Origin of the sequence: Corallococcus sp. AS-1-6 (assembly GCF_020037015.1) — a bacterium.
Lineage (GTDB): Bacteria > Myxococcota > Myxococcia > Myxococcales > Myxococcaceae > Corallococcus.
Genome location: NZ_JAIQDE010000009.1, coordinates 1 through 11,282 on the forward strand (window position 1 = coordinate 1; position 11,282 = coordinate 11,282).

At 72.9% G+C, this 11,282-nt stretch carries 9 protein-coding genes; 5 read left to right on the forward strand and 4 right to left on the reverse strand.

Going from position 1 to position 11,282, the window contains the following annotated elements; translation table 11 throughout:
• Positions 1-91: 91 nt before the first annotated feature.
• On the forward strand, positions 92-1,105 hold the full coding sequence (locus tag K8612_RS14325; protein WP_223762662.1) for an NAD(P)-dependent alcohol dehydrogenase: 1,014 nt from the start codon (positions 92-94) through the stop codon (positions 1,103-1,105).
• Here K8612_RS14325 and K8612_RS14330 read toward each other — a convergent pair.
• Entirely contained in the window at positions 1,092-1,493 is a 402-nt protein-coding gene (locus tag K8612_RS14330) for a TonB family protein (RefSeq protein ID WP_223745074.1), read from the reverse strand. The genes K8612_RS14325 and K8612_RS14330 overlap by 14 nt on opposite strands.
• Positions 1,494-1,513: 20 nt before the next feature.
• Complete coding sequence (locus tag K8612_RS14335; protein ID WP_223762663.1) at positions 1,514-2,128, reverse strand: DUF2378 family protein; 615 nt, start codon at positions 2,126-2,128, stop codon at positions 1,514-1,516.
• Between the two features lie 179 nt (positions 2,129-2,307).
• Here K8612_RS14335 and K8612_RS14340 point away from each other — a divergent pair, with 179 nt between their 5' ends.
• Positions 2,308-3,996 carry a sigma 54-interacting transcriptional regulator gene (locus tag K8612_RS14340; RefSeq protein WP_223762664.1) on the forward strand — a complete coding sequence of 563 codons (1,689 nt, stop codon included), beginning with the start codon at positions 2,308-2,310 and terminating at the stop codon, positions 3,994-3,996.
• Positions 3,997-4,068: 72 nt separating this feature from the next.
• The gene (locus K8612_RS14345) at positions 4,069-4,566 is read left to right on the forward strand and encodes a hypothetical protein (RefSeq protein ID WP_223762665.1); all 498 of its coding nucleotides are present in this window, start codon (positions 4,069-4,071) and stop codon (positions 4,564-4,566) included.
• Between the two features lie 17 nt (positions 4,567-4,583).
• Here K8612_RS14345 and K8612_RS14350 read toward each other — a convergent pair whose 3' ends face one another.
• Positions 4,584-5,213, reverse strand: coding sequence for a TetR family transcriptional regulator (locus K8612_RS14350; RefSeq protein ID WP_223762666.1), 630 nt, complete (start codon positions 5,211-5,213; stop codon positions 4,584-4,586).
• Between the two features lie 80 nt (positions 5,214-5,293).
• Here K8612_RS14350 and K8612_RS14355 point away from each other — a divergent pair, with 80 nt between their 5' ends.
• Complete coding sequence (locus tag K8612_RS14355) at positions 5,294-6,196, forward strand: SDR family oxidoreductase (protein ID WP_223762667.1); 903 nt, start codon at positions 5,294-5,296, stop codon at positions 6,194-6,196.
• 681 nt (positions 6,197-6,877) lie between these two features.
• Here K8612_RS14355 and K8612_RS14360 read toward each other — a convergent pair.
• The gene (locus tag K8612_RS14360; RefSeq protein WP_223762668.1) at positions 6,878-10,354 is read right to left on the reverse strand and encodes a protein kinase; all 3,477 of its coding nucleotides are present in this window, start codon (positions 10,352-10,354) and stop codon (positions 6,878-6,880) included.
• Between the two features lie 108 nt (positions 10,355-10,462).
• On the opposite strand from K8612_RS14360, the gene K8612_RS14365 reads away from it, so the two are divergent.
• Positions 10,463-11,269 carry a S9 family peptidase gene (locus K8612_RS14365; RefSeq protein WP_223762669.1) on the forward strand — a complete coding sequence of 269 codons (807 nt, stop codon included), beginning with the start codon at positions 10,463-10,465 and terminating at the stop codon, positions 11,267-11,269.
• Positions 11,270-11,282: the final 13 nt, after the last annotated feature.

Sequence of the window (11,282 nt, forward strand, 5' to 3'; positions counted from 1 at the left end):
CCACTGCCCGCTGTGCCTCCGCAGACTCGGCGCTCGCGCTCCTCCTCGAGGACCGTCACGTATCTGATCAAGTAGTACTAAGGTCCCGGGCATGAACGTCTACGAGATTCGCGGAGCCTTCGGTCTGGACAACCTGGTGCGCGCGGAGCGCCCGGACCCGGTGCCTGGACCCTTCCAGGTGCGCGTGCGCGTGAAGGCCACGAGCCTCAACTCGCGCGACCTGATGATGGTGGAGGGGCGCTACAACTCGCGCCAGAGGCTGCCGCTGGTGCCCAACTCGGACGGCGCGGGCGTGGTGGACGCGGTGGGCCCGGGCGTCACCCGCGTGAAGCCCGGCGACCGGGTGATGACGCTGTTCGCGCAGGGCTGGCAGGCCGGTGAGCCGACGAAGGCCATCACCGCCACCACGCTGGGCGGGCCGCTGGACGGCGCGCTCGCGGACACGATGCTCCTGCACGAGGACGGCGTGGTGCCCACGCCCGCGTACCTCACCGACGAGGAGGCCGCCACGCTGCCGTGCGCGGCGGTGACGGCGTGGAGCGCGCTCGTGACGCAAGGCGCGCTCAAGGCCGGGGGCACGGTGCTGGTCCAGGGCACGGGCGGCGTGTCCATCTTCGCGCTGCAGATTGCCCGGATGTTCGGCGCGCACGTCATCGCCACGTCCAGCCGCGACGACAAGCTGGAGCGGGCCCTGAAGCTGGGCGCCCAGGAGGGCATCAACTACGTCACCACGCCGGACTGGGAGAAGGCGGCGCGCACGCTCACCGGCGGCGTGGGCGTGGACCACGTGGTGGAGGTGGGCGGCTCGGGCACCTTCGAGAAGTCACTCAAGGCGCTGCGCGTGGGCGGCACCGTGTCCGTCATCGGTGTGCTGTCCGGCGGGGCGGGCTCCGTGTCCCTGGTCCCCATCCTGATGCAGAACCTGCGCGTGCAGGGCGTGTTCGTGGGCCACCGTCAGTCCTTCGAGGCGATGGCGCGCGCGTTCACCCTCAATGACATCCACCCGGTGGTGGACCGCGTGTTCCCCTTCGCGGAGGCGCGCGCCGCCTTCGAGCACATGAAGCAGGGCGCGCACTTCGGGAAGATCGTCATCAAGGTGAGCTGACCCACGCGAAGTGGAAGTGGGCCTCCACCGTGGCCGTGGTGGTGCTCTTGGGCAGGGGCGGGAAGGGCGCCGCCTTCTTCACCGCGGCGAGCGCGGCGGCGTCCCACGCCCTGGCCCCGGACTCCGTGAGGATGGCGGTGGAGACCAGCTTGCCGTCCTTGTCGAGCACGGCCTGGACGATGGTCTTCCTGCCCGGGGCCGGCGTGCCCTTGGGACCCGGCTGCTTCCAGGCCTTCGCCACGCGCTGGAAGGCCTGCTGCTGATAGGCCGGGCTGTCCACAGAGCCCTGGAAGTAGGTCTGCAACTGGGGGCTGCCGCCCGCGGCCAGGGCCCCGGAGGCGAGGGCCAGCGCGAGCACCACCACGGCGGTTTTCGGGATGCGGAGCATGGGCCGAATATAGGGCCCGCTCAGCTCCTCGGCTGGGGGCCTCGGGGCAGGGGCTTCGTTTCGGGGGGCTTGCCCGCGCCCTTCTCCGGCAGCCAGGACAGGTCGTACACCGCCGCGTCGCCCGCGCTGCGCATCAGCACCACGGAGGCGCCGTGCGCGCCGCTCATCTCCAGGCCGGCGGCGAACAGGCCCCGGTAGAAGCCGGCCACCACCACCGGGCGGCAGGTGAGCACGTAGCGCGTGGGGCCCGTCTGCTCCAGCCGCGCCTCCAGGTAGTTGGTGCCCGTGCGCAGGTTGCGCGTCATCCGCTCCAGCATCCGGTGCGGGCCCAACAGCCGCACGCCCGCCAGCAGCGCGCTGCCGATGAGCGTGGCCCCGTAGCCCTCCAGGAAGCGCCGGCCCACCACCTCCGCCCCGTCGTCCAGCGTGGCCGAGGGCGCGAGCACGGACGCCGCCAGCTTCAGCGACTCCACCCACACCTCCAGCGGATAGGCCACCGCCAGCTTTCCGCGCGGGTCGATGCCGGCCTCGCGCAACTGCCGCGCGCACGGCTCGTCCAGGTGGTCACCCAGGGCGCGAATCAGCCCTTCGAAGCTCTGCTGGAAGACAAGGCGTTCGGGACTCGGGCTCGGCATGTCCTTCCACGCTACCCGTGTGAGCGGGGCTGTCTCAACCCGGTAGGTTCCCAGGTCTCAAGAAGTCCGCGCGAAAGTGTCCGAAAACGCAGTGCGGCACGCGGTCCGGCGGGTCGGCCGACGCGGCTCGACGCGTCGAAGGAGGGGGGGGCGGGAAGGGTGCGGTAGCGTCGTGGGCCATGCCGCACGACCCCCTCGCAGACGTCTCCACGGCCGCGATGCAGGAGCGCGGAGCCTCCCGGGGGGCTCCCCGCGCCGTGCCCGCGCTGACGGTGGTGTCCCATCCGGTGCCCCGGCGCGTGGGGGAGCGGGTGCTGCTGGAGGCGGTGGCGGCGGGGCGGACGGTGGCCCTGTCCCGCAACGGGCCGGACTTCGCGAAGCCGGGCAGCTCCCTGGGGCTGCCGCTGGCGGATCCCTTCGTGAGCCGCAAGCCGCTGGAGCTCTCCGCGCTGGCGGGCGGAGGCGTGCGGCTGACGGTGCCGGAGGACGGCACGCACGTGGTCGCGGCGGGCGAGCCGCTCCCGGGCGCGCGGGACTTCGGGCCGGCGGAGCTGCGGGACGGCGTGGCGCTGGAGCTGTCGGGCCGCGTGGTGCTGCTGCTGCACACGGTGGAGCTGGACGGCGAGGGCGTGGCGGACACGCTCGGCATGGTGGGTGAGAGCGCGGGCCTGCGGCGGCTGCGCAAGCACATCGAGCGGGTGGCGGACCTGGACGTGTCGGTGCTCATCCGGGGCGAGACGGGCACGGGCAAGGAGCTGGTGGCGCAGGCCATCCACCGGCTGTCACCGCGCGGGGCCGGGCGCTTCCTCAGCGTCAACCTGGGCGCCATCCCCAAGGAGCTGGCGGCGGCGGAGCTGTTCGGTTCGCGCAAGGGCGCGTACTCCGGGGCCACGCAGGACCGCGAGGGCTTCTTTCGCGCCGCGCACGGCGGCACCCTGTTCCTGGACGAGGTGGGCGAGGCACCGCCGGAGGTGCAGGTGATGCTCCTGCGCGTGCTGGAGACGGGGGAGCTGTACCCCGTGGGCGCCAGCCAGCCGGTGAAGGTGGACGTGCGGCTCATCGCCGCGACGGACGCGCACCTGGAGGAGCAGATCCGCGACGGGCGCTTCAAGGCGCCGCTCCTGCACCGGCTGGCGGGCTACGACCTGCGCGTGCCCGCGCTGCGGGAGCGGCGCGAGGACGTGGGCCGGCTCTTCTTCCACTTCGCGCGCGAGGAGCTGGCGGCGCTGGGCGAGGCGGCGCGGCTGGACTCGGAGGAGCCGCACGCGGAGCCGTGGCTGCCCGCGCCGCTGGCGTCGCGGCTGGTGCGGGCGGCGTGGCCGGGCAACATCCGGCAGCTTCGCAACCTCACGCGGCAGCTCGTGATTGGGAGCCGGGGCCAGGCGCGGCTGCAACTGGATGCGGCGCTCGATGAAGCGCTGGGCGCGGCGGCTCCGGCGTGGGCGCAAGGGGCAGGGACCGTGGCGAGGCCCCTGGGGATGCCGGCGAGGGCTTCCGCGACGGGGGACGTGGCGGTGCCCCCGGGCGCGCGGGCCGCGGCGGGTGCTCCGGAGGCGCGCGAGGCGGCGGCGCCCCGGCGCAAGCCCTCGCAGGTGACGGAGGCGGAGCTGCTGGCCGCGTTGCGGGCGAGCGCGTGGGACCTGAAGGCCACGGCGGACGCGTTGGGCATCCCGCGCCCGTCCGTCTACGACCTCATCGAGCGCAGCCCGAACCTGCGCACCGCCGGGGACCTGGGCGCGGACGAAATCACCCGCTGCTTCGAGGCCTGCGGCGGCGACCTGGACGCGATGGCGCGCACGCTGGAGGTGTCGAAGCGCGCGTTGGGGCGGCGCTTGAAGGAGCTGGGGCTGACGGCGAAGGCACCTTGAGCGTCAGGGCCGCGCCACGTGGCACGCTGGGTGCTAAGCCGTCGCGTCATCCGTCCCCCTGGAGGGTTCCCCATGCGAAGCCGCGTCCACTTCCCGTTGTGCCTCACCGGACTGCTGCTGGCCTGTGCCAGCGGAGGTTCCCGCTCCACCGCCTCCGAAGCCGCGCTGTCCGACACCGGGCCGGTGCAGCCCTGCGCGGTGAACCCGACGCCGCCCGATGCGAACACCCTGGTGACCATCACCGCCAGCGAGGGCGGCAAGGTGCACTTCAGCACCACGAATGTGCAGGTGCAGCCCGGGCAGACGGTGGGCTTCGTGTCCCAGGTGCAGCAGGACCGGTGCATCGTCGTGTCCAAGGGCGGGCTCCTGGCGGCGGACTCGTCGAACCCGCTGCCGCTGCCCGCGTGCACGAGCGCCACGTGGACGCTGAAGTCCGAGGATGAGCCGGGAAGGACCACGTCCCTGTGGTCCTGCCCCACGAGCGACTGCTCGAGGTGCACGCAGCCCGAGGAGGGCCTCCGGCAGACCATCAACGGCACGCTGGAGGTCACCGGGCGCGGCGAGGACTGAAGCCCCGGCGGGGCCTGTCAGGGCTTGCGGGCCCTGGCCGGCCTGGCGAGGGGGCGCGAGGGCTCGGTGGGTGTCCGGGGGCCGGTGCTGGCGGTGACGGCCCGGAGCTCATCGAGTCCGAACTGGATGTGCCGTGAGAGGTCCTGCGCCTTCGGGTCCTCGAGCCAGCGCTCGAACGCGACCTTGAAGACGGCGATGCCTGCCTCCGCGGCCAGGCTCGCGGTGGGCTCGGTGACGCCGCGTCCGCGAAGGGTCTCCGCGGCGGCCGAGGCAAGCGAGGCCAGCTTGATCAGCTCGCGCTCCCGGAGCTCCGCGTGCGCGGCGAGGAGCGTCTGCCGCGCACGTGCATGGTCGCGGCGGTCCTTGAAGAAGGGGGCCAGGGACTCGAGGGCGGCGGCGACCGCGTCGAGCGGCGCGGTCCCCTGGGGTGCATCCGCGATGCAGGTGACGATGCGCTCGTGGAGCGCGTCCGAGCCCCCGAACAGGACCTCCTTCTTGTCGGTGAAGTAGCGGAAGAACGTCCGCTCCGTGAGCCCCGCGCGCGCGGCGATCTCCTCCACCGTCGTCCGGTCGTACCCGTGCTCCTGGAACAGCGTCAGCGCGGCCTGTGCGAGCCGGTCTCGTGCGTTGGGTTCCCAGCGGCCCATGGGCACCAGCATAACCTGATTGCAGTCACTGACATCACTTGTTAGGAGTGATGTCAGTAGCTGACATCAAGGAGCGTTCCATGCGCGTATTCGTCACGGGTGCGTCTGGTTTCATCGGCTCGGCGGTGGTCCCTGAACTCCTGGGGGCGGGGCATCAGGTGGTGGGGCTTGCCCGCTCGGACGCTTCGGCCCGGGCGTTGGAGGCGGCGGGGGCGGAGGTGCATCGCGGTTCGCTGGACGATCCGGACAGCCTGCGCGCCGGGGCGGCGAAGGTGGACGGCGTCATCCACCTGGCGTTCATCCACGACTTCTCCCGCTTCGAAGACTCGGTGCGTGCCGACGCGCGAGCGATTGCAGCCATCGGCGCGGCGCTGGAGGGCTCCCAGCGGCCCTTCGTCATCGCGGCGGGGCTGTTGGGCCTGGCGCCGGGACGCATCGCCGTGGAGACCGACGCGGCGGCTCCCTCCGGGCGTGGCGCATCGGAGGCGGCGATGCTCGCGCTGGCGGGGCGAGGCGTGCGCACGTCCGTCGTGCGGCTTCCACCATCGGTTCACGGCAAGGGCGACCATGGCTTCGTGCCGCACCTCATCGCCTCCGCGCGGCGGACGGGGGTGGCCGCCTACGTTGGAGAGGGAGTGAATCGCTGGCCCGCGGTGCACCGGTCCGACGCGGCCCGGCTCTTCCGGCTCGCGCTGGAGCGGGCCCCCGCGGGTTCGAGGCTCCACGCGGTCGCCGACGAGGGGGTGCCCGTCCGGGACATCGCGGCCGTCATCGGTCGCCGGGTGGGGGTGCCGGTCGAATCAAAGACGCCAGGAGAGGCCGGCGACTTCCTCGGCTTCCTGGGGAGCCTCTTCGCGCTCGACACGCCTGCGTCGAGCGCCCGCACGCGCGAACAGTCTGGCTGGCGGCCCGAAGGGCCCGGGCTCCTGGCGGACCTCGACGACGACCACTACTTCGCACCGGGCGCTGGCACGATTCTGTGAGCGCGGTGGGGGAGCGCTGGACCGGCGGCGTCCTGCCGTCCGCATGAATGAGAAGGTGAGAACCCGCGAGACGCTCCCCGCCCGCGGCCACCTCAAAACCTGTCCGACAGTCGGACAGGTTCAAACAGCCGAATCCGCAAGGGCCCCCGGTTCACCCGAACCACCGAAACCTGTCGGACAGTCGGACAGGTTCAAACAGCCGAGCCCGCAAGGGCCCCGGTTCCCCCGAACCACCGAAACCTGTCCGACAGTCGGACAGGTTCTGGGCGGTCACGTCCGCCGGGTGACCTGCTCCCTCCGAGCCGCGAAAACCTGTCGGACAGTTCGGACAAGTTCTGGGCGGTCACGTCCGCCGGGTGCCCTGCTTCCTCCGAGTCGCGAAAACCTGTCGGACAGTCGGACAAGTTCTGGGCGGTCACGTCCGCCGGGTGCCCTGCTTCCTCCGAGCCGCGAAAACCTGTCGGACAGTCGGACAGGTTCTGGGCGGTCACGTTCGCCGGATGGCCCTGCTTCCTCCGAGCCGCGAAAGCCTGTCCGACAGTCGGACAGGTTTGGTGCGGTCGTGTCCGCCGGGGCGCCGCTCCATTCAAGCCTCGGAGACCTGTCGCACAATCGGACCGGTTCAGTCGGTCATTCGTGGAGACCCGAGCAGGGACTGCTTGCCGCACCCCACCGGTGGGGTCATTCCGGCGGCAGCTTCGCGAGGGCTCGACGCAGATCCTCGCGCAAGCTGTTCGCGTCCTTCCACCGGGGGCGCGCGGTGTGCACGGCCTCGATGAGGGACAGCGCCTGCTGGAGGCGGGCGCGTGCGTCCGGGCCGGAGGCCGTCGCGCTCCAGTCGCGAAGAAACGCGCTGTAGGCCAGACGTGGCTCCAGGTTCTCGGGCTCCAACTCCAGCGCCTTCTGGAAGTCGCTCGCCGCGGCCTGGAAGGACGCGTCCGGCTTCTGGCCCCTGCGGACCTCCTCGCGAGCCTGGAGCGCCCGCACTTCACCCCTCCAGCGCCATGCCAGCGCGAGAGACGGGTTGAGCTTCAGCGCGCGCTCCAGTGCTTCCGTGGCCTGGACGAGCGCCGGCCGTGGGTCCCTCCCATGTTTCAGCGCGTACGCGGCCACGGTGTGGTGCACCTGGCCCAGGTTGGCCCACGGCTCCGCGAGTCCCGGCAGCAACGTGGTGGCCTGCTGGAGCTCGGCCTGGGCCTCCTTCGCGCTCGCGGTGGGGTCCTGGTCGCGCGACAGGCTCCAGGTCGCGCGCCACATGCGCACCTCGCCCAGGTTGTTGTGCGCGAAGCCCACCTTGGGCGCGATGGCGATGGCCTGGACGAAGGCCTGCTCCGCCTGGTCCAGCAGGGGCTTTGGCGAATCTCCCCGGTCCCACGCCTCGCGGGCCTGGTCGAGCAGGATGGTCCCCACCCCGTTCTGGAGCGGCGGCAGCTTCGCGTTGATGGCGACGCCCCGGCGGTAGGCCTCCAGCGCACGCGCGAGCCCGGGCCCGGCGTCACCGCCGTGGTCTCGCAGGCGCAAGGCGAGCGCGCGGTGCACCTCCGCCAGATAGAACCACGCGACGACGTGCCCCGGGTCCAGCCTGCTCGCGCGCTCCAGCGCGGCCCGGGCCTCTTCCAGGTCCGCGTCCTTCGACGGTGCACGCGGATGGTTGGCGCGGTTCACATACGCCGTGCCCAGGTTGATCCACGCATCCGGCCGCTTCGCGTCCAGCGCCAGCGCCTGCCGATAGGCCGTGATGGCCCGCTGCCGGAATGGCAGTGAATCCCCGCCGCGCCCGTCTTCCGAGTCCGCCCACACCTTGAAGACGAGCCCCAGGTCCAGGTGGAAGTCGTAGTCGCGCGCGGACTCGGGAATGGATTCGAAGGCGGCGACGGCGGCCCGCAGTTGCTCGCGCGGATCCTCGTTCCGGTCCTGACGGTAGCGGGCCCACTGCCACCAACCCATGGCCAGCGCGTGGCGCGCCTCCACCTTCCCGGGAGCGAGCCTCAGCGCCTCCTTCGCCGCGTCGAGCGTGCGCGTCAGGAGCGGCACCACGTCGCCTCCACTGCTGAGGCTCGCCTGGGCCAGCCGCCGGTGCAGCCAGGCCTCCAGCACCCAGGTGTCCGCTTCATCGGGGGCCGCCGTGCGCGCCCGTGACACGGCCTCCATGCCGCGCGTGTACGCGGGCAGCACGTCCCCCTTGCCGGACAACTCCAGGAGCAGTGCCTCCCGCTCCAACTCCGCCCGCGCGCGGTGCACGGCGGACACGCTGCGGCCGATGTTCGCCGCCGCGCCGTAGGCCCGCCGTCCGGCCTCCAGGTCCTCCCGGGCCGCGTCCCGCTCACTCGCCAGGGCATGGCGCACGGCGCGAGCGAGCAGCACGTCGCCCCGGAGCAGCGGCGCCTCGTGGAACCACGGCAGCCGCGTGCCCAGCGCGTCCAGCGACTTCAGCGCGTCCTCGAAGCGCTCCTGATGGAAGGCGCGGAGGGCCTCCGCGTATTCCGGGGCGGGCACCTCCGCGCCCCGGCCCTGCTCCAGGAAGGCCAGCGCCGGGTCCCGGGAGCGCGTCCAGGCCTCGCGCCGCTTCGCCTCGCGGCGGTCCGCGTCCGGGATGCGGTCCGCCTCCAGCCGCTCGCGCTGGTAGCGGTGGCCCAGCACCAGCGCGAGCGCATACGCCACGCGGGGCTCGCGGAAGCCCTTCGCCCAGGCGGCCTCCAGGTGCGTGAGCGCGGCCTCCTCGTCCCCCAGCGCGAGGAACCCGCTCCCCAGCGCGTAGTGGCCCGGGCCTTCCGCGACGGGACCGGCGTCCCGCATGGAGGCCTCGATGTCCCGCATGCGGGCGCGCATCGCCTCTCGGTCCGGCCGCGTGTCGTGCAGGGGCGCCTGGCCGGAGTAGCGGGCCTGGGCCTCGATGCGCTCGACGCCTTCCGTGAAGCGCCGGGCCAGCGACTCGCGGCGCGACACCTCCCGTTGCGCCATCACGCCCTGGCCCACTGCGCCCGCCACGGCGAGCCCGGTGAGGCTCGCGACGACGACGGCGGCCCGGTGACGCGCCACCCACTTGCGCACCCGGTACGCGGGGCCCGTGCGCGCGAGCACCCGGTCCCCTTCGAGGAACCGCGTGAGGTCGTCCGCCAGCGCTCGCGCGGAGCCGTACCGCCGGGAGCGGTCCTTCTCCAGGCACTGGAGGACGATGGCCTCCAGGTCCGCCGGAATGCCGGCGTCCAGCTCCCGCGGCCGGCGAGGCTCCTGGGTGGCGATGCGCCCGAGCACCTCCAATCCATTGGCACCCGTGACAGGCGGTTGGCCGGTGAGCAGGTGGTACAGCGTGGCGCCCAGGCTGTAGACGTCCGCGCGCCGGTCCAGCCGGGTGACCTCGCCCCGGGCCTGCTCGGGGGCCATGTACTGGGGCGTGCCCAGCACGGTGCCGGTGGCGGTGGCGGCCTCGTCGCTGGTCCAATCGCGCGCCAGACCGAAGTCCATCACGTAGGGGCGCTGGGCGCCGTCCTCGCCGCGCTCCACGAGGATGTTGGACGGCTTGAGGTCTCGGTGCACGAGCCCGGCCAGATGGGCCGCGTGGACGCCCAGCGTGGCGTCGCGAAGCACGAGCGCCTTCTGCTCCACGGACAGCGTCCCGGCGAGCGTGTGCAGCGGCGCCCCCGCGATGTACTGCATGGCGATGTACGCGCGGCCCTGGACCTCACCGACCTCGTACACGCGGCAGACGCGTTCGTGGTCCACGCGGGCCTGGGCGCGGGCCTCGGAGATGAAGCGGCGGGACAGCTCCGGGTCCTCGTCGCGCACGAACTTCAGCGCCACGTCGCGGTGCAGCCGCAGGTCCCGCGCGAGGAACACGCGCCCCATGCCGCCCTGACCCAGGAACCTCACGGGCCGGTAGAGCGTCCAGTGCGGCACCGGGAACGCGGGGCCGTCCGTCACGGTGGAGGGGGCGGCCCCAGGAGGCAGCGTGTCGTCCGCGGTGCCCGGCGTCTCCACGTCCAGGCTCCGGCGCAGCGACACGAGCGATTCCTCGGTGAGCCGCCCGCGCTCCACGAGGAGCCGCAGCGGGGAGACGCCACGCCGGAGCGCTTCCTCGCGCAGGGGCTCCATGTCCTCGCGGGAGAGCAGGCCCTCGGCCAGGGCCATGCGCAGCTCCGCTTCGTTCGCCTCAAGCACGCCAGCACGCTCCCATGCACCCCGGAGCGTACCGGAGCCCCCAGCCCCCACGCACGGCGGCGCGGCGCGGCTTGCGGTGCCCGGCCGCCCGTTCCCAAGATGCGCGGCATGAGCTCCATGTGGGTCCTGGAAACGCCGCAGCCGCCGCCGGACGCGCGCATCGCCTATGGCGAAGCCCCGCAGCAGTTCACCGAGCTGCGCAGACCCAAGGGCAAGGGCCCGCACCCCGTGGTCCTCTTCGTCCACGGCGGCTTCTGGCGCGCCGAGTACGGCCTGGAGCACGCGGGCCACCTGTGCGCGGACCTGACGAAGCGCGGCTTCGCGACGTGGAGCGTGGAGTACCGGCGCGTGGGCCAGGACGGCGGCGGCTTCCCCGGCACCCTGGAGGACGTGGCCTCCGCGGCGGACCACCTGATGAGCGCGGCGCCGTCGCTGGGGCTGGACCTCTCCCACGTGGTGGCCATGGGCCACTCCGCGGGCGGACACCTGGCCATGTGGCTGGCCGCGCGGCACCGGCTCCCGCCGAAGCATCCGCTCTACCGTGACGCCCCGCTGAAGCTGAAGGGCGTGGTGTCCCTGGCCGGCGTGCTGGACCTGGCGCGGGGCGCGGCGCTGGACCTGGGCAAGGGCATCGTGAAGACCTTCATGGGCGGCACCCCGGAGCAGGTCCCGGAGCGCTACGCCGTGGCGTCCCCCGCCGCGCTCCAGCCCCTGAAGCTGCCGCAGGTCCTCCTCCATGGCACCGAGGACGACACCGTCCCGCTGGAGGTCAGCGAGGGCTTCCACGCCCGGGGCGTCCAGCGGAAGGACCCGGTGCACCTGGTGCCGCTGAAGGGCGCGGGCCACTTCGAGCTCATCGACCCGCGCTCCAAGGAGTGGCCGCGCGTGGTCCAGGCCGTGAAGCACCTGCGCTGAGCCGCGGCCGGAG

What these genes read in the sequence shown, in the direction of transcription:
- K8612_RS14325 (WP_223762662.1), top strand. Translation starts at nt 92, where the DNA reads ATGAACGTCTACGAGATTCGCGGAGCCTTCGGTCTGGACAACCTGGTG.
- K8612_RS14330 (WP_223745074.1), bottom strand. Translation starts at nt 1,493, where the DNA reads ATGCTCCGCATCCCGAAAACCGCCGTGGTGGTGCTCGCGCTGGCCCTC.
- K8612_RS14335 (WP_223762663.1), bottom strand. Translation starts at nt 2,128, where the DNA reads ATGCCGAGCCCGAGTCCCGAACGCCTTGTCTTCCAGCAGAGCTTCGAA.
- K8612_RS14340 (WP_223762664.1), top strand. Translation starts at nt 2,308, where the DNA reads ATGCCGCACGACCCCCTCGCAGACGTCTCCACGGCCGCGATGCAGGAG.
- K8612_RS14345 (WP_223762665.1), top strand. Translation starts at nt 4,069, where the DNA reads ATGCGAAGCCGCGTCCACTTCCCGTTGTGCCTCACCGGACTGCTGCTG.
- K8612_RS14350 (WP_223762666.1), bottom strand. Translation starts at nt 5,213, where the DNA reads ATGGGCCGCTGGGAACCCAACGCACGAGACCGGCTCGCACAGGCCGCG.
- K8612_RS14355 (WP_223762667.1), top strand. Translation starts at nt 5,294, where the DNA reads ATGCGCGTATTCGTCACGGGTGCGTCTGGTTTCATCGGCTCGGCGGTG.
- K8612_RS14365 (WP_223762669.1), top strand. Translation starts at nt 10,463, where the DNA reads ATGAGCTCCATGTGGGTCCTGGAAACGCCGCAGCCGCCGCCGGACGCG.